General features: G+C 35.9%; 19 protein-coding genes and 1 tRNA gene. 7 read left to right on the top strand and 13 right to left on the bottom strand.

Features of this window, described 5'->3' with window-relative positions:
* Positions 1-281: 281 nt before the first annotated feature.
* The 3 genes from AAGD51_RS01330 to AAGD51_RS01320 all read left to right on the top strand — a co-directional run bounded on the left by AAGD51_RS01330 (position 282) and on the right by AAGD51_RS01320 (position 3,289).
* Positions 282-779 (top strand): hypothetical protein, encoded by a 498-nt coding sequence (locus AAGD51_RS01330; RefSeq protein ID WP_182367341.1) that lies wholly within the window; start codon positions 282-284, stop codon positions 777-779.
* An 82-nt stretch (positions 780-861) separates the two neighbouring features.
* The gene (gene dxr, locus AAGD51_RS01325; protein WP_077188384.1) at positions 862-2,025 is read left to right on the top strand and encodes a 1-deoxy-D-xylulose-5-phosphate reductoisomerase; all 1,164 of its coding nucleotides are present in this window, start codon (positions 862-864) and stop codon (positions 2,023-2,025) included.
* Between the two features lie 292 nt (positions 2,026-2,317).
* Positions 2,318-3,289, top strand: a complete 972-nt coding sequence (locus tag AAGD51_RS01320; protein WP_341810474.1) for an Rpn family recombination-promoting nuclease/putative transposase — start codon at positions 2,318-2,320, stop codon at positions 3,287-3,289.
* Positions 3,290-3,323: 34 nt separating this feature from the next.
* Here AAGD51_RS01320 and AAGD51_RS01315 read toward each other — a convergent pair whose 3' ends face one another.
* The 3 genes from AAGD51_RS01315 to tldD form a co-directional block, all read right to left on the bottom strand.
* Positions 3,324-4,571: an IscS subfamily cysteine desulfurase gene (locus AAGD51_RS01315; protein ID WP_077188391.1), complete on the bottom strand. Its 1,248-nt coding sequence runs from the start codon at positions 4,569-4,571 to the stop codon at positions 3,324-3,326.
* A 90-nt stretch (positions 4,572-4,661) separates the two neighbouring features.
* Positions 4,662-4,820: a hypothetical protein gene (locus AAGD51_RS01310; protein ID WP_186809137.1), complete on the bottom strand. Its 159-nt coding sequence runs from the start codon at positions 4,818-4,820 to the stop codon at positions 4,662-4,664.
* A 37-nt stretch (positions 4,821-4,857) separates the two neighbouring features.
* A complete protein-coding gene (tldD, locus tag AAGD51_RS01305; RefSeq protein ID WP_010962974.1) occupies positions 4,858-6,276 on the bottom strand; it encodes a metalloprotease TldD in 1,419 nt (472 codons plus the stop codon).
* A 62-nt stretch (positions 6,277-6,338) separates the two neighbouring features.
* On the opposite strand from tldD, the gene AAGD51_RS01300 reads away from it, so the two are divergent.
* From AAGD51_RS01300 to AAGD51_RS01285, 4 genes are all read left to right on the top strand, one after another.
* Positions 6,339-6,423: transfer RNA gene (locus tag AAGD51_RS01300), tRNA-Leu, on the top strand.
* 70 nt (positions 6,424-6,493) lie between these two features.
* A complete protein-coding gene (locus AAGD51_RS01295; RefSeq protein WP_077188390.1) occupies positions 6,494-6,991 on the top strand; it encodes a hypothetical protein in 498 nt (165 codons plus the stop codon).
* 244 nt (positions 6,992-7,235) lie between these two features.
* On the top strand, positions 7,236-7,943 hold the full coding sequence (locus AAGD51_RS01290; RefSeq protein WP_077188389.1) for a uroporphyrinogen-III synthase: 708 nt from the start codon (positions 7,236-7,238) through the stop codon (positions 7,941-7,943).
* Positions 7,943-8,722, top strand: coding sequence for an exodeoxyribonuclease III (locus AAGD51_RS01285; protein WP_006279450.1), 780 nt, complete (start codon positions 7,943-7,945; stop codon positions 8,720-8,722). Before AAGD51_RS01290 ends, AAGD51_RS01285 begins: the two co-directional genes overlap by 1 nt.
* A 20-nt stretch (positions 8,723-8,742) precedes the next feature.
* Here AAGD51_RS01285 and AAGD51_RS01280 read toward each other — a convergent pair whose 3' ends face one another.
* The 10 genes from AAGD51_RS01280 to AAGD51_RS01240 form a co-directional block, all read right to left on the bottom strand.
* Positions 8,743-9,786 carry a hypothetical protein gene (locus AAGD51_RS01280; RefSeq protein ID WP_077188387.1) on the bottom strand — a complete coding sequence of 348 codons (1,044 nt, stop codon included), beginning with the start codon at positions 9,784-9,786 and terminating at the stop codon, positions 8,743-8,745.
* Positions 9,787-9,835: 49 nt separating this feature from the next.
* Positions 9,836-12,412: a DNA polymerase I gene (gene polA / locus AAGD51_RS01275; RefSeq protein ID WP_341810473.1), complete on the bottom strand. Its 2,577-nt coding sequence runs from the start codon at positions 12,410-12,412 to the stop codon at positions 9,836-9,838.
* A gap of 214 nt (positions 12,413-12,626) precedes the next feature.
* Positions 12,627-12,791: an IS3 family transposase gene (locus AAGD51_RS01270; protein ID WP_010082072.1), complete on the bottom strand. Its 165-nt coding sequence runs from the start codon at positions 12,789-12,791 to the stop codon at positions 12,627-12,629.
* The gene (locus AAGD51_RS07185) at positions 12,784-12,900 is read right to left on the bottom strand and encodes a hypothetical protein (protein ID WP_406722028.1); all 117 of its coding nucleotides are present in this window, start codon (positions 12,898-12,900) and stop codon (positions 12,784-12,786) included. Before AAGD51_RS07185 ends, AAGD51_RS01270 begins: the two co-directional genes overlap by 8 nt.
* A gap of 48 nt (positions 12,901-12,948) precedes the next feature.
* Positions 12,949-13,245: an IS3 family transposase gene (locus tag AAGD51_RS01265; protein WP_094189604.1), complete on the bottom strand. Its 297-nt coding sequence runs from the start codon at positions 13,243-13,245 to the stop codon at positions 12,949-12,951.
* Positions 13,246-13,422: 177 nt separating this feature from the next.
* Positions 13,423-13,686 carry a transposase gene (locus AAGD51_RS01260; RefSeq protein WP_236514333.1) on the bottom strand — a complete coding sequence of 88 codons (264 nt, stop codon included), beginning with the start codon at positions 13,684-13,686 and terminating at the stop codon, positions 13,423-13,425.
* A gap of 232 nt (positions 13,687-13,918) precedes the next feature.
* On the bottom strand, positions 13,919-14,725 hold the full coding sequence (locus AAGD51_RS01255; RefSeq protein WP_077188304.1) for an SDR family oxidoreductase: 807 nt from the start codon (positions 14,723-14,725) through the stop codon (positions 13,919-13,921).
* 5 nt (positions 14,726-14,730) lie between these two features.
* Positions 14,731-15,375 carry an alpha/beta hydrolase gene (locus tag AAGD51_RS01250; protein ID WP_015589325.1) on the bottom strand — a complete coding sequence of 215 codons (645 nt, stop codon included), beginning with the start codon at positions 15,373-15,375 and terminating at the stop codon, positions 14,731-14,733.
* Between the two features lie 642 nt (positions 15,376-16,017).
* A complete protein-coding gene (locus AAGD51_RS01245) occupies positions 16,018-16,143 on the bottom strand; it encodes a hypothetical protein (RefSeq protein WP_255703159.1) in 126 nt (41 codons plus the stop codon).
* A gap of 41 nt (positions 16,144-16,184) precedes the next feature.
* On the bottom strand, positions 16,185-16,550 hold the full coding sequence (locus tag AAGD51_RS01240; protein ID WP_064125381.1) for a hypothetical protein: 366 nt from the start codon (positions 16,548-16,550) through the stop codon (positions 16,185-16,187).
* Positions 16,551-16,558 lie beyond the last annotated feature (8 nt).

Genomic DNA, 16,558 nt, shown 5'->3' with positions numbered 1-16,558 from the left:
AGTTTTAACTTTGTAAAAGGTAGTGAACATTGGAATTCAGATTTTTTTCAAACTGGATCCTATAGCTAACACGTCATACCGCGATTCATTCGCGGTATCTCGGCATAGATTCCGCTAACTAGTAGCGGAATGACGAATTTGTCGTTTTTCAAATTGTCGTAAGTCAGTTTAGCTATATATAGGATGACAGAAATTGTTTGTATTAGCTATATTCAAAAGCTCTATTGATATTTTGCAATATTTGTGATAAAATAATAGCTTAAGGTTGAGAGTAAAAATTTATGAGTGAAGCTCAAGGTCCAAACATTGCAGAATGGCAAGCGCAGCAGCAACACCAAGAGGCTGCTGGTGAGAAAAGTGGTTTTGGTCTTGGTCATAGTGACTCTGTTTCAACAGTTGTCGATGGAATGAAATGGTTGTTCAACTTTCATGAAGGAGCAATTGCTGCTTATAGTAACGTGTTTGAAGGTTTGGTGAGTGGTAGTAGTCTAGTAACGCTGTTTGGAAAATCAGGTAATATGTTTGGCATAAAATTTCTTGAAGGCCTTGCAGAATATTTTTCAGGTGGAGGTGGGGAAGATATGCCATCAGAAGGAATGGATATGGCTCATGGTGATGAGGGACCTCACTCAGATGATTACCCTCATGCCAATAATGAAATGGCTCACAATGCTGATGGTTTGCAAGACATGCATGATGCAGGTGATCACCATGGTCAATCTTTTTCACCTGGTCCTTCACCATCTGTTGGTGATGACCACGGGCATGAACTTGGTTAAACGCTTAAAAACTGCTGAATAGTATGCGAGAAGGCCTAATAAGAAAAGTTGCTGTTGTTATAATTAACATGAGTTTGTCTTAGTGAAAAAGGTTTCAGTTTTAGGGTCAACAGGAAGTGTTGGAAAAAAGACTGTAGATTTGCTCTCAAAGAGAAAAGAAGAATACCAAGTGGAAGCACTAAGTGCCCATTCGAACTTTGCTCTACTGGCACACCAAGCAAAACTGCTAAATGCAAAATATGTTGCTATCTCCGATGAAAGGCTTTACAAAGATTTGAAAGAAAGTTTACTTGGTACAGATGTAAAAATAGCAATTGGTGCTACAAATATTGCTACCATACCTGTTGATCTCTCAGTTGTTGCAATAGTTGGCATTGCAGGCCTTGAGCCAGTTATGGAGGTTATAGAAAGCGGTACCAAAGTCATTGCATTGGCAAACAAAGAAAGCATTGTTTGCGGTGGAAAGTTATTACTCAAAAAAGCTAAAGAAAAAAATGTACAAATAATCCCTATTGACTCTGAGCACAATGCAATTTTTCAAATTTTGCAAAATGACGACAAATGCGTAGAAAAGATCATACTTACTGCTTCTGGTGGACCATTCTTAAATTATAGTTCTGAGCAATTAAGAAATGTCATGGTAGATCAGGCGCTTAGTCACCCCACTTGGAATATGGGAAAGAAAATCTCGGTTGATAGCGCAACAATGATGAATAAGGCACTAGAGATAATAGAAGCACATAACTTGTTTAACATCAGCCCGGATAAAATTGAAGCAATAGTGCATCCTGAGTCAATAGTACATGGAATTGTAACTTATAAGGATGGGTTCAACTTTGCTGTGCTTGCAGAGACTGACATGGCAATTCCCATTTCATATGCTTTGTCTTGGCCGGAAAGATCAGCTTTAAATTGTAGACTAGATTTAACAGAGCAAGGAAAATTGACCTTTCAAGAACCAGACCATAAACGTTTTCCTGCGCTAAAGCTTAGCATGGCAGTGTTAAACTCTTCTGCTCCACAAGCAAATAGTATTGTGCTCAATGCTGCAAATGAAATAGCTGTTAATGAATTTTTGAAGTCACGAATTGGCTTTTTAAAAATAGTAGAGATAGTGGAATCAACAATAGAAAGTTTTGATAGTTATACTGATATTAATTCACTATCTGATATAATAAATATTGATTGTGAAAGTCGTATTATTGCTAATAAAATTGTTGAAAGTAAAGTTGTTGCGTATAGCTAGAGTAATGTAACCAGACTGCATTCTGTGATTTTTTTTTTAGCAAAGCACGATACACAATCGTCATTCCGCTACTAGTTAGCGGAATCTATGCCGAGATACCGCGAATGAATCGCGGTATGACGGTTCGCGGTGGTATGACGGTTAAGTAATTCGTCATCCCGCTGCTTGTTAGCGGGATCTAGAGATACCGCGGCGGTATGACGGTTCGCGGCGGCATAGCTATCTTCAAAAATATGGTTGAATAATTGTTAATAATAGTGTATAATTATTAATATTTTTAAGCACTTTGGCTATGGCTTTATCTAAGTTTCTCGACCCTAAGCTGGATTTAACCTTTAAAAGAATCTTTGGCACTGAAAAAAATAAGAATATTCTCATACATTTTTTGAATGATATTTTAGGGTTTACCGAGATAAATACTATACAAGAAGTGGAATTCCTCAGTACTATAATGGATCCTGAAATTGCCTCTGATAAGCAAAGTATAGTTGATGTTCTTTGCAGGGACTCTAGTGGGGCTAGGTATGTGATTGAAATGCAGCTCACTCGCGATAAAGGCTTCGAAAAACGAGCTCAACTATATGCTGCTAAGGCTTACTCAAGGCAAGCTGATAAATCTGGTAAGTACATTGATTTAAAGAAGGTTTTCTTTATTGCTATCTCTAATTGTAATTTATTTCCTGATAAGCTTGATTATATATCCAGCCACACTATAAGAGATGAGAAAACCAATGAGCATGACTTAAAAGATTTTCAATTTGTATTTATTGAACTACCTAAATTTCCTAAGAATAAGGAAGAACAGCTAGAAAGCATAGTGGATCGTTGGTTATTTTTCTTCAAATATGCAGATGAAACTACGGAAGAAGACTTAAGGAAAATAGCAGAAAAAGCACCAATAATAAAGTTAGCCTACGATGAATTAGACAGGTTTAGCTGGAATGAAAAAGATTTAGTAGCTTATGAAGAAAGAATAATGGATCTACGGAAAGAAGAAGCCATTCTTGAATACAGACTTGACCTTGCTACTGAAAAAGGCATCCAAATTGGCGAAGAAAGAGGCATCAAAATCGGTAAAGAGGAAGGGAAAATTGAAGGGAAAATTGAAGGGAAAATTGAAGGGAAAATTGAAGGGAAAATTGAAGGGAAAATTGAAGTTGCAAAAGCAATGCTGGCTAATAATGTTGATGTCAACACTATTGTCAAGTTTACTGGCCTTTCTATTAGTGAGATTGAAGAATTAAGTGTGAACGGTACAGAGTAATTTCAAAGTGCATTTGCAGTTGGAACGGATACATTTAATGAGAGTCCCATTTCACGGTGTTCAAATCTACTCCTTCTTGTACCATCTCCCAAAGTGGGCTCATTTCTCTCAGTCGGCCAACATTTTTAGTAATAAGATCTGTTGCGTACAAAACTTCTTCTTTGGTTGTAAATCGGCCTAGGCCAAATCTAATTGATGAATGCTCAAGGTCATGGCCATTATTTAACGACCGTATGACATAGGAAGGCTCAAGAGACGCAGATGTGCACGCAGAACCAGAACTTACTGCTAAATCCTTGATTGCCATGATGAGAGACTCACCCTCAACATAGGGAAAGCTCAAGTTTAGGTTGCCAGGAATCCTATTTTCATAGTCACCATTTAAAACAACATCAGGAAATGCTTCTTTTATCTTATTGTACAAAATATCTCTCAGTCCTTCCAATTTGCTTGCTTCTGGTTCCATTTCTTCTTTAGCAATACGTGCTGCTTCACCAAAACCGACTGCAAGGGGAGTTGGAACTGTTCCAGAACGCATACCTCTTTCTTGTCCACCACCACTGATCAATGGTGTCAATCTAACACGAGAGCCCTTTTTACGAACGTATAATGCGCCTATTCCCATAGGTCCATAAATTTTGTGGCTAGAGAGACTCATAAGATCAATGCGCATCTCATTAACATCAATTGGAACTTTTCCAAAGCTTTGAGCTGCATCTGTGTGGAAAAATATATTATACTTTCTACATATTGCACCAATTTCTTTGACAGGCTGAATTATTCCGATTTCATTATTTACCATCATCACTGAAACCAGGATTGTTTGATCAGTAATTGCTTCCTCAAGCTTTGATAAATCTATAATTCCGTTTTGCTTAACAGGCAAATATGTAACTTTAAAGCCTTCATTTTCCAGATGCCGACAAGAATCCAAAACACACTTATGCTCCGTGCAGACAGTGATTATATGATTTCCTTTATTTTTATAAAAGTGAGCAACGCCCTTGATTGCTGTATTATTTGACTCAGTTGCACCTGAGGTAAAGATAATTTCTTTGCTATCTGCGTTCACCAGATCAGCGATGTGTTTCCTTGCTTTTTCCACTGCTTCTTCAGCAGTCCAACCAAATGAATGGCTGCGAGAGTGTGCATTGCTGAACTCACCAAAGTAAGGTATCATCACCTCTAAAACACGGGGATCCACTTTAGTAGTAGATTGATAATCAAGAAATATTGGTAATTTTATTTTAGCATCATGTATTTTTTTACTTTCAACATTCATAAAGCTACCACAGAGACAAAATTTACAACCATTTAATAGCACTAAAACTTAATTTTTTCAAGATATAATCTTGCATCAAGTACAAAAGTGTCATCCAAGTAGCTGACACATAACTGTACGAACATTTATTTGCGAAAGCAGTGTGTTAAATGTTATAGCCAGTTTTGCCTCAAACACAAAGGCAGTGCCCAAACACTGGGATGACACCCTACTGGTGGCAATTGCTTCCAAATCACAATGTTTGTACAATTGTGCGCCGTGTGCTGGAATCCGTTTTAGCCCTTATCTATATCTCAGTTCCACCAACAGTTATTGCGTCGACTTTGAGTGTCGGCTGACCAACTCCAACGGGCACATTTTGTCCATCTTTCGAGCATGTGCCAACACCAGGATCTAACTTTAAGTCATTACCAACCATAGATACTTTTTTCAACACTGTTGGACCGTCACCAATTAGTGTTGCCCCTTTGACTGGCTGTGTAATTTTGCCATTTTCTATTAGGTAAGCTTCCGAAGATGAAAAAACAAATTTTCCTGACGTTATATCAACCTGCCCACCACCGAAATTTACTGCATATAGACCTTTCTTTACGCTAGATATTATTTCCTTCGGTGTATACTTTCCGGGCAACATATAGGTGTTTGTCATGCGCGGCATAATAACTTCTTTATAACTTTCTCTTCTACCATTACCAGTTGGGCTTACACCCATGAGTTTAGCGTTCATATGATCCTGCATGTATCCTTTTAGGATCCCATCCTCTATCAATATATTATAACTGGGTGGAGTGCCTTCATCGTCTACGCTGATAGAACCGCGCAAATTGGGCAGAGTTCCGTCATCAACTACTGTGATGTCACTAGCTGCTACTTGTTTACCCACAGAATTTGAAAATGCTGAGACTTTTTTGCGATTGAAGTCGCCCTCAAGTCCATGACCCACGGCTTCGTGTAACAATATTCCTGGCCAGCCTGGACCTAAAACGACTGTCATTTCTCCGGCTGGAGTTGGAATTGCTTCAAGATTTACCAGTGCTTGTTCTAACGCTTGGTTTGCAACTTCTTTCCACTTTTTCTCAGAAATAAACTTACTATAAGAGTCCCTTCCACCATGCCCTGCAGAACCTCTTTCGGTACGGCCATCTTTTTCTACAATGACTAGCACATTAAAACGTACCAGAGGCCTGATATCGCTTAATCTGTGATCACCCTTTATTATTTGTACAACTTGCCATTCTCCACTTAGAGTTATTTTTACTTGCTTCACGCAGTTATTTTTGGACCTTACATACTCATTAACCTCATTGAGTAGCTTAATCTTTGAATTCAGATCCATTTCATTTATAGGGTTAATCCTCGAATATAGGCTTTTTGTCTCTTCGTTTAAATTTATTGAATTTGTCTTGTTTAAAGACACTGAGCTTTTTACCATAGAAGCAGCATTACTAATTTCTTTTTCGCTGATCTCAGAAGAACAAACGAAAGATGTACTATCTTCACAAAAAGACCTTAAACCAAATCCCCTTCTAGTATTCAAGTCCATGTGTTTTAATATGTTATCCTCAAAAACCAGGGACTCCGACTGGCAAAATTCTAGAAACAGCTCACCACCATCGCTATTGCTCAAAGCGTTATTGACTATTTTATACACGTTATTAATATTAACATTGTTTTGAGCAAAAAATATTTGATCTAGATTTGGCATTACCTTTGAACTAAAAATTGTTTAAGTATATTATTTAACTTTAACATAGTAAACTATAAAAAGCCCGGGTGGCGGAATTGGTAGACGCGCTAGCTTCAGGTGCTAGTAACTTTTTAAGTTGTGGAAGTTCAAGTCTTCTCTCGGGCACTCTTAGCTTCCATATTGCTTATTGAATTAATTAATGTTATAATATAACATATTAGGTAATATTCATGCTATGTATAGTGAAAAAAATAAGTTAGCCTGCAGAAAGAAGGTACGAACTTACTCGAAACGCTTAGTTACTACACTATCTACTATCTCTTTCATTGGATACATAGCGGCATTGGTCTTGAATATTCCTGTCTTAAGTCTGTATTTTAGTATTGCCGGCACTATATTCAGTGCACTTTCGTTTGCTTTAAATATATGGTCACTAAATGATCATTCCCGACAACAGAATCTTAATAAGAAATCTGGCATAAAAAACACTCCAGGACAAAAAAAGTTAACAAAGATCTATCTTGATATAGCATCCAGTGCTTCATTTCTAATAGGAGGTATTGCATCTATGTCGCTTTTTGAGTCTTCTGTTATTTATTTTGTTTCTACGCCTTTTTTTATTCTAGGCTGTGTTATTATGGCAGCTAATATCGTTCAAACTATGATTAGTGAACCACAGACAAAAAACGTCCTTGAGAATCTCTCTTCAAATACTACAAGAGTACAAGCTTAAGTATTAACTTATACAGGAATATTAGCTATATAATTCCACTGAAGGAAGCCATTCAAAAGAGTTCGATGTAATTAGCGTCAAAAAAGTGTAAGCAGAAATTGTGGGCTTATTGGGGTAGGAGCGCTTAGTACTCCTACTTCCACATCAATTACTTGAATAATTGCTCAAGCTATCAAAATAAAAGTTTTTATTCAGTAATTTGTGTATAAAGGGTACTATTTTACTAGTAGTGAAATAAATCAGAATGAAGTCTATTTTATTAACGAGGCCTTTATTGGACTCGTTCAATACAAGAAATATATTGAGAAAGTATGGATACAAAGTTTTTATAGAACCAGTATTCACAATAAAGTACTTAAATCCTGATATATCTGCGTACGAATTTGACGTTGTGATATCTACAAGTAAAAACAGTGTAAAGGCTTTTAGTCAAATATGCAAAGAGGATGACTTTCCGATTATTACAGTTGGTAATTCAACCATGCAGGCTGCAAAAAATTTGGGATTTTCTGATATAATCTCAGCAGACAGCAACGTTGATGGTCTGATATCATTCATAAAAGCTCATTATTCAAACGCAATAAAGTTCTTGTATATAAGGGGACAAGAAGTATCATGTGACCTAAAAAAGAGATTATCTGAAGAAGATTTTAACGTAAGAGAAGTTGTACTCTATAAAACAATCATTAAAAGGAGTCTAACTAATAGGTGTAAAAATTTACTGTTGGATGGTAAAATTGGTAGTGTTGCTTTTTTTTCCTCACAGACAGCAAGGGTATTTTGTTCATTAGTTCTAAAAAGTGGGCTATCTCATGTGATGAATAATACAGTTGCATATACTATGAGTAAAAACATTGCTGATAGTTTAAAGTTAATCAAATGGAAAAAAATTATAACATCGAGGTTGCCTACTGGGGAGAGTTTAATTGATATAATTAATAAGGATTGTTGATGCTAAAGATTGCAACTTGGAATGTAAACTCCATACGTAAAAGAGTTAACCAACTTTGTAGTTTTATAGTTGATAGTCAGATAGATATAATTTTGCTGCAAGAGATAAAATGTATGGAAGAGCAATTTCCTTATGCAGAGATAGAGAAGCTGGGATATGAATGTGCTGTCTATGGACAAGTTGCAAGAAATGGCGTTTGTGTTTTATCTAAATATCCGATACTGGAGAAGTTTAAGATTGATATCGTAGAAGGTTATCAAGAAGCGCGTTATATAGAGTGCATAATAAAGCACAATAATCAGAAGGTAAGGGTGGGAAGTGTATACGTTCCAAACGGTCAAAGCCCGGACTCTCAAGCATTTGAATATAAACTCAAGTTTTTTGATAATCTATATGAAAGGATGAGCACTTTGTTAAAGAATGAAGAGTTAACTATTATAGCTGGCGATTATAATGTTGCACCGGATGAAATTGATGTCTTTGATTCAAACTTATTGAATGGCCAAGTGTGCTTTCATATAAGAGAACGTGAGAAGTTAAGAGCGATCTTGAATCTTGGGTTTAAAGATGCGTTTAGAATATCTCACCCAAATTTGCAACAATTCACTTGGTGGCATTATCAAGGCAATTCACTCAGAAATAATCAAGGAATGCGAATAGATTATATGCTGTTATCACCACAAGCTGTAGATAAATTGGAAACATGCTACATAGATGATAGATTGCGTAAGCTAGAAAATCCGTCTGACCATACTCCTGTTGTATGTGCTATAGAATAATAGCAGATCTCTTACACAATTCACTTTTGGCAAACCTGAGTAGTCTTACCTTTGCTGCTCTGTGGTTCTTCCCTTCGTTTGTTTTCCTTTCCTGTCCAAGATTGATCGCGCTGCTCACTCTTTTCGTTTTCCCTGTTGTTTCTCTGGGAAATTTGTTCAGGAACAGGCTGTTGTTCACTCTTTTCTTTTCCTTGGGAAATTTGTTCAGAAACAGAGGTGCCTTTCTCAACTTCTGTAACTGGGGTTTTTAAAATATCATCAATGCCCTCGAGAATTTTTCCATTCAGTTTTTCTCTCTTTTCTGTATCATTTTTATCTTGTGAGTTAGGGTCATACAAAGTACCTTTTTTGTTATTTGAAAAAAGAACCTCCACTCCTCCTTTTATGGCAAATATTGTGCCGATAGCAGTAAGAACTACTCCGAGTGTAGTAGGACCAAAAATTAACATTGGAATAGTGGAAAGAAGGACAGGAAAAAAGATCTTGCTTAAGAACGTTGTTACCATCTCTTCATCACTGAGTGGTGGTTCATCCTCTTCTTTTTTATCTTTACCTAAGAATGGTATTTTTTCTTTCATCCCATCCATAAAGGAGCCAGAAATATTTTTCGGGTCTATTTTGATCCCTCCAATTAGCAGCAGCAGCATTTCCAATACAAACTTTATGGATGAATCTTTAGCTTCTGTACCGCGTATATCAGCTACACAGTCATCTACTACTTCTTTTATTTTACCATTTTCTAAATTCTCTTCATTAGCTAATTTTTTCTCTCTAATTTTCTCAAATACGGAAAGTAAAAACTGAGAAAAATTCTCTTCACTGAGTGGTTCTACATCTTCTAGCTTGACATTATTGAATATAATTTGATTCTGACTTAGCATGAAAGCGAGTACTGCCTCGTCATCTTCCTTTAATTCTTTAGGTTGTACTTTGTTTTTTAGCAATTGTATAAAGGCATCATGGATTACCTGATGTTCCTCTTTTTCAAAAATTTTCTCATCTTCGTTAGTTACCTGAGTAGGTAACTTTGGAGGTTTTGAACTTTTTACTTGTGGGCCTGTCATGGCTGACCTATTTGCATTTGCTATGTTTTATTCTAACATATTTTTCGTATTAGTTCAAATGATTTATACTCCTAGAATCCACGATGTTTAAGTCATAATTAAGAGCCCAGTTGTCGCCAACTTTTATTTCTACTTCAAGTGGTACAGAAATTTCTATTGCATTTTCCATTATATCTTTCATAAGTTTTGCTGTTTCTTGTACCTTTTCGTCCTCTACTTCAACCAGTAGTTCATCGTGAACCTGGAGGATTATTTTACCTACTTTCAATTGGTCAAAAAGCTGAATTGTCGCACGTTTTATTATATCAGCAGCGGTTCCTTGCAGTGGTGCGTTTATTGCTGCCCTTTCTGCAAATTGTCTTATATAAGGAATTGTATTGTTTATGTCTCTTACAAAGCATCTCCTGCCAAACAAAGTTTCTACATAACCATGCAATCTTGCGATAGACACTGCTTTTTCCATATAGGCCTTTATTTCTGGGTAACAGGAAAAATAGTAATTAATGTATTCAGCAGCTTCCGCAATGGTAATTCCAAGCCGCTTTGCAAGACCAAATGGGCTAATGCCATATATAATTCCAAAATTGATGGATTTTGCTTTGCGTCTTAATTGCTCATCTATTTCTTGCACTCCAAAAACTTGCCTTGCGGTGATCTCATGAATATCTTGTCCGTTTGCAAAAGCTTCTTTAAATGCTGCAACGTTTGCAACGTGTGCCAGGAGTCTTAATTCTATTTGCGAATAGTCAGCAGAAATTATCTTATGCCCTTTTGGCGCAATAAATGCTTGTCTGATAAGATTTCCCTCTTCGCTTCTGATAGGAATATTCTGTAAATTAGGATTGCTGGAGCTCAGCCTTCCAGTTGCAGTTGCAGTCGTTGAAAAGCTTGTGTGTATTCTACTATCAAGTGGATCAACTTGCTTTATTAATGCATCAGTGTAGGTGCCTTTTAATTTACTTAAATGTCGCCAATTTAAGATTTTACTTGCGATTTCTACCCCTTCTTCTTCGAGTGCCTCTAGAACTTCATAATTGGTGCTATACGATCCAGATTTTTTTGACTTTTTCTTTTTATTAAGCCCCATTTTGTTGAATAAAACATCACTTAATTGTTTTGGCGAAGCAATATTAAATCTTTCTCCTGCCAAATTATATATCTCATCTTCAAGCACGGCAATTACCTGCTGAAATTTATCGGACAGCTCCTGTAATTTTTGTATGTTCAGTAATATCCCATTTTTCTCCATATCAAATATTACTTTCATAAGTGGCTTATCGAAGCGCTCGTAAATTGTGAACAATTTTTCCTGAAATAACCTTTGCTTTAGCTTTTCATGAATTGCTATTAAAGTTTTTGCCGAGAAAATTTCTGCATTTTCACTCAAATTATGCGCAACTATGTTTGGAATACTGTGATCGTGTTTTCCTGTATCCAAGCTATACGACATTATCATCAAATCATCAACTGAATCTAGCATCTTCTCTACTGTAGGGAAGATTTTCCTGATTTCTTTAATGTTATGTATTATTTTAAGCGCCCCATTTGAGAGTAAAGTTGAGTTAATTATAATGAGTGCATCTTGTATGCTGTCTTGCTCTATATAAAAAATATTACTTTCGCTATAAGATAAGGAAATTTTATTTAATAAGTTGTCTTCAAAGTGGCAATGAATTGCAATTCTGCCTTCATATCTACAATGCTCCAAAAATTTCTCTAACTCTTCACTACTATATTCTATTTTCTCTTTTGTGCTAGACCCATTATAGGAAAAAAGCTTTTCCATTTTACCTATTAAAGAATTGAATTCATACTTCTTTAAAAAGGATAATAGTTTTTCCATATTTGGAGGGCGAACTTCACATTTTGCAATATCATGTTGAAGGTCTACTTTTTCGCATAGTGATAAAAGTTCTCTTGAAATTAGCGCTTTTTCCTTATGTTCAGCAAGAATATTACGAATCCTCGTTTGCTCGATGTTATCAATGTTCTCTATAATATTATTCAATGAATCAAATTCATCTAGTAATTTAGCTGCAGTCTTCGGACCTATTCCCGGAACGCCTGGAATGTTGTCAGATGCATCACCAGTTAGAGAAAATAAATCAAGAAGCTTGTGTGAGTTTACGCCAAATTTTTCTATTACTTGTTTTTCATCTATATATATATTTTTAATGGGGTCGAATATTAAAATATTGTGGTTCAAGAGTTGAAATAAATCTTTATCTGATGAAACGACTACCACTTTAAAGTCTTGGTGGTTGGCGTATTTTGCAGCTAGTGTTGCAATTATATCATCTGCTTCATAACCTTCAATCTCTTCATAGCTGAGGTTAAAAGCTTCTACCGCTTCCCTCAGTATGGTGAACTGTGGAGTTAGATCCTCAGGAGGCGTTACTCTGTTCGCTTTGTACTCAGGATATAAATTGTGCCTAAAATTCTTTTTCCCTGCATCAAGTGCTATAGTTAAGTAGTCCGAATGGGCAATGTACTTAAGAACCATATTCAGAAAGCCATATACACCACCTATTGGCATTCCTGTTGTGGTAATTAAGTGAGGTAGTACATAGTAAGCTCTGAAAAGAAAACCATAGCCATCGATGATTGTGAAAGTTTTTTCTTTCATTGTAGATATTTATGCGTGCTTTTGATGGTCCACTATTTAGCTGAGAAAATCAAGTTTTTGTTTTTCTGCTTTTGAGCGTTGTAAGAGATTTTACCGAAAATAGCATTCATGATGGGGATGTACACATATGACCTTACCCAGAAAAAGTGGAGAGAAAGTGTGGAATGTTTTTTACAAAAAGAATGATGCATCAAATTGTTCTGGAATGCAATAGTTAATAGTGACGTTGTTTGTTATAAAAAATTTCTATGTATTCAAATATTGCAGTTCTAGTTTGTTGAGCAGAGTGTTGTGAAGTATCAATAAGTATTTCTCTTTTCAATGAGCTAAAGAAGCTTTCTGCAACAGAATTGTCGTAACAACAGCCTTTATTACTCATCTATATTCTTTACAGCTAAGAGATATTGATACCCTTGCGCAGTATATTGTGAACCTTGGTCACTGTGCAGCAGTAGATTTTTAACAGGTTTACGCCTATTAATGGCCATTAATAAAGAGTTCATAACCAATTGTTTATTTATTGCACTACTCATTAACTACCATACGTGAGAATTATTGCTGCCAAATATAGCCATCCCTCCTTGGTTTTGATGTAAGTAATCCCATACTTTATTTGGTTGATCAACAATAAAGTTTTGATCTAGTATATTGGGAGCTACAGCTCTATTATCTGTTTGTTGTTTTTTAATTTTAAACTTTCTTCTCAGTATAGCCCTGATGTCATTTTTCTGCATAATACTTTGCACCGTTTTCAAATTGCAACTTTTACCCAAAGCCTTCAATTCAGCATGAATTTTAGGAGCTCCATATCTACATTTAGAAACTTGATATATTTTTTGAATAGCTTCGAGTAGCTCTTTATTTGCTGATTCTCTACTGCTTATTTTTCTTGTGGTCCACTTATAGTAGCCACTAGCAGAAAATCCTACATAATTCCTGTACTTTATAGCAGTTACTATGCTCTTTTATAAAAAAATATTTTACTCTTTTTGACTGGCCAGGGCTTTTTTTTAAATGTCTCTTTCCCTTGTTACTTTTGCTAACTCTTTCTGTAAATCAAATCTCTCTTTGTCGTAAGGAGCCATGTTACCTCTACCTGGAAATGCATCTGCTGCCGACTTTTTTTCGTTGTATTTCTTTATCCATTTTCCTAATAAACCACCCTTTATTCCTAAATCCTTTGCTGTTTTTGTAATTGTTTGACCTACCTTTCTTTGTTCATTTGCCAGCTTAACAGCTTCCAATTTGAATTCTGCCGTATATTCTCTTGCCATTTCTAATCCTCCAAAATTTTATTTTACCCAAAAAAACTCTTTTCTTTCTCTCCACTTTTTCTGGGTAAGGTCACTATTTCTTAAGTAATTTACACTTCAGAGTTTATCTGCTTTAAAGTTTACTCTATTCTGTTTCAGCATTTGTCATAAATCCTTAATTATTTCTGACTTTTTAGTTCAGTTTTTAACCATTCTTTCCTTAACTTAATGGCAGTGACAATAAGCCTATCTATCATTCTGATGTGATTTCAGTTTTGTTTACGTGCAAACTCTCTAATCCCACCTTGTAGTTAGGATAAATTAGAGAGACATTAAGATCTTTTTTAATTTTAACATTACTTACTCTCTTTGATCCTAAATAAAAACTCTGTGCATAATCTGGTAACTCAATTGGCTCTGGAGGGCTAACATTGAGAAGTTTGGCAGCATACATTACCACTTCAGATTGTGTAGTGGGTAAATCGTCTGCACAATTGTATATTTCACCAGGTTTTATGTTTTGCATGGAAGAAAATAAAATATTTGATATATCTTCAACGTGAATACGAGAAAAAAAATGCCCTTCTTTTTTCACATTTCTTGCTTTGCCAAGCTGCAAGTCAATTAACACGTTCCTACTAGGGCCGTATATTCCAGCTAAACGAAAAATATGTACAGGCAGTTTGCTATTTAGCCACTTCTTTTCAGATTTAAGGCGCTTTTCTCCTCTGATTTCTATAGGTCTTGTTTCAGATTCCTCATCCACCCAATTACCAGAGTGATCACCATAGACGCTAGTTGCAGACAAATAACCAAGCCATTTAACATTTTGCAGGCAATCACCGTATCTCTCCACAACATCATCACCATCTGGAGGAATAGAAATTAAAACGTGCGTTGCGCTTTTAAGCAGATCTTGACTAACTTTCTCATAATTAAAGAGGATTACATCTTGTATATTTTTACTTCTTGATGTGCCACTGACTTTCCAACCTAAGTTCAGTAATTTTTTCGATAAAAATTTAGCTACATATCCATAACCAAAGCAAAACAAGTGCATGAAAATTAATTTTTAAAATTCTTCTTGATAAATTCTACTCCTAATTTTATTCCCTCTTCATTAATAATATGCCCTAATGCATGAATTGGGTGTCCTTCAACATTTACTCCATTTTCTTTCAGAGCTTTAACCGCTAAGTCGAGGGACGAAAAAGGTACCACGTCGTCAGCATCACCATGGATAACACATATGTTAGGTTTTGACTTGATCTCTGGTGCAGTTTTTGAAGGTGAAAGAAATCTACCAGAGTATGCAACAACTGATGCACAGGATTGAGAGCGGGTGAGAGCTGTATGTATTGCAAGCATTGCTCCTTGAGAAAATCCAACTAAAGAAAGTTGCGTATCTTTTAAATTAAGCTCCTTTAATTTTGTATCAATGAAATGATTTACAATTGATGTAGCATTTTTTACTCCATTATATAGCGCTTCCTCACTACGATCTTCCAAACTGAACCACTGATAACCATCACCTATTTCTCTCTCAAACGGAGCATTGGGTACTGCAAAATATGAACCCAGTAAAAACTTGCTCATAACTTTGGCAAGGTGAATAAAATTATCGCCACTTGAGCCCCAACCATGTAAAAAAATAATCAAATTTTTCTTATTTCCGCCTGCACAAATTTCTGGGCCTTTAAGTTCAATCATTTCTTTTCCTTTTGCGTTTATATTTTTATTTAACACTAATTTTCAAATTTGTAAAACCAATGTGCAATTATGTACACTAGCTCATAACTGTATGAACATTGCAATTTGCAGGCAATTCGCGTGGCAGATGAAAGTAGCTGACACTGGAATCCAGCTTTTGATCGAAAATGTTGCATAGTGCACAATCAATTTTTCTAGATCCCAGTGTCAAGCACTGGGATGACATCATAGGGGCGCTGGGATGACACCCTCCTGCTAGACAATGTTCGTACAGCTATGGAATGAATCGTGGTATGACGTAGGATTGCTGTCATTCCAGTGCTTGACACTGGAATGGCTTTGTTGCATCGCTACTTATGAAAGGCTAACTATAGTTAGGATTATAAGCAACCTATTGAAAATCTTGTTTTTTTGCAATCAATCTGATCAAATTTAAGAATAGTAATTTGTTATTTATATTAATAAATTTAATTCTATTGAAAATAGCTAAAGCATTGAAATTCTTGAATTTTAGCCAGATTAGTGAGTGGTAGTGAAATTTCTTTTACTCAAATTTAGGTATTCACTGACCGTTCTTGTTGTAAATACCAGAATAATAAGCTACTGATATTCTCCACCTTTTTTATCTTTAATCCATCATAGCTAGCGATGCAACAAAGCCATCCCAGTGTCAAGCACTGGGATGACACCTCTGGGCACTGCCGTCATAAAGGAACCAGTGTCAGCTACTTTCATGACATCAATAATTGACCTCGACTTACCGTCCAACTAGAAAGTTGTATATAGAATGACAGAAATCCAGATGTTATTTACTTACTTTCGATCTTTTCTATCAATTTTTTAACTAAGCCTCTTAGCTTTTTACTGGATTCATCAAGCTCTTGAATCTGCGAGCTGTGCTCTTTCATTAGTTCCTTATAGTTACCTCTTATGTAGTCAATCATTTCCTTCATCTGAGCAATCATCTTGTTAACATCCATACTGCCCAAATCAGGTATCATGCCAGGCATAGCCCCTTCTAACATACCGCCAGCCATAAGCTGCTGAGACATTTGCATAAATGGTTTTAAAGTCTGATTAAGCAATTCAGGATCCTTGGCTAATTTTTCTATTTGCTCTTTGCAAGTATCCATATACTGCTTCATAAATTCATCTTCTTGCCCTTTGTCTATCATAATTATAA

The sequence above is a fragment of the Wolbachia endosymbiont (group A) of Volucella bombylans genome (genome assembly GCF_964026965.1).
Lineage (GTDB): Bacteria > Pseudomonadota > Alphaproteobacteria > Rickettsiales > Anaplasmataceae > Wolbachia > Wolbachia pipientis.
The sequence above is the reverse complement of the archived record's forward strand: the minus strand, read 5'-3'. Positions and strand labels throughout refer to the sequence as shown.

Excerpts from the sequence above, each read along its gene's own strand:
- AAGD51_RS01320 (WP_341810474.1), top strand. The coding sequence starts at position 2,318 with ATGGCTTTATCTAAGTTTCTCGACCCTAAGCTGGATTTAACCTTTAAA.
- polA (WP_341810473.1), bottom strand. The coding sequence starts at position 12,412 with ATGAAAGAAAAAACTTTCACAATCATCGATGGCTATGGTTTTCTTTTC.
- AAGD51_RS01250 (WP_015589325.1), bottom strand. The coding sequence starts at position 15,375 with ATGATTGAACTTAAAGGCCCAGAAATTTGTGCAGGCGGAAATAAGAAA.
- AAGD51_RS01240 (WP_064125381.1), bottom strand. The coding sequence starts at position 16,550 with ATGATAGACAAAGGGCAAGAAGATGAATTTATGAAGCAGTATATGGAT.
- AAGD51_RS01315 (WP_077188391.1), bottom strand. The coding sequence starts at position 4,571 with ATGAATGTTGAAAGTAAAAAAATACATGATGCTAAAATAAAATTACCA.
- AAGD51_RS01295 (WP_077188390.1), top strand. The coding sequence starts at position 6,494 with ATGTATAGTGAAAAAAATAAGTTAGCCTGCAGAAAGAAGGTACGAACT.
- AAGD51_RS01290 (WP_077188389.1), top strand. The coding sequence starts at position 7,236 with ATGAAGTCTATTTTATTAACGAGGCCTTTATTGGACTCGTTCAATACA.
- AAGD51_RS01285 (WP_006279450.1), top strand. The coding sequence starts at position 7,943 with ATGCTAAAGATTGCAACTTGGAATGTAAACTCCATACGTAAAAGAGTT.
- tldD (WP_010962974.1), bottom strand. The coding sequence starts at position 6,276 with ATGCCAAATCTAGATCAAATATTTTTTGCTCAAAACAATGTTAATATT.
- AAGD51_RS01255 (WP_077188304.1), bottom strand. The coding sequence starts at position 14,725 with ATGCACTTGTTTTGCTTTGGTTATGGATATGTAGCTAAATTTTTATCG.
- AAGD51_RS01330 (WP_182367341.1), top strand. The coding sequence starts at position 282 with ATGAGTGAAGCTCAAGGTCCAAACATTGCAGAATGGCAAGCGCAGCAG.
- AAGD51_RS01280 (WP_077188387.1), bottom strand. The coding sequence starts at position 9,786 with ATGACAGGCCCACAAGTAAAAAGTTCAAAACCTCCAAAGTTACCTACT.
- AAGD51_RS01260 (WP_236514333.1), bottom strand. The coding sequence starts at position 13,686 with ATGGCAAGAGAATATACGGCAGAATTCAAATTGGAAGCTGTTAAGCTG.
- AAGD51_RS01270 (WP_010082072.1), bottom strand. The coding sequence starts at position 12,791 with ATGAGTAATAAAGGCTGTTGTTACGACAATTCTGTTGCAGAAAGCTTC.
- AAGD51_RS07185 (WP_406722028.1), bottom strand. The coding sequence starts at position 12,900 with ATGGCCATTAATAGGCGTAAACCTGTTAAAAATCTACTGCTGCACAGT.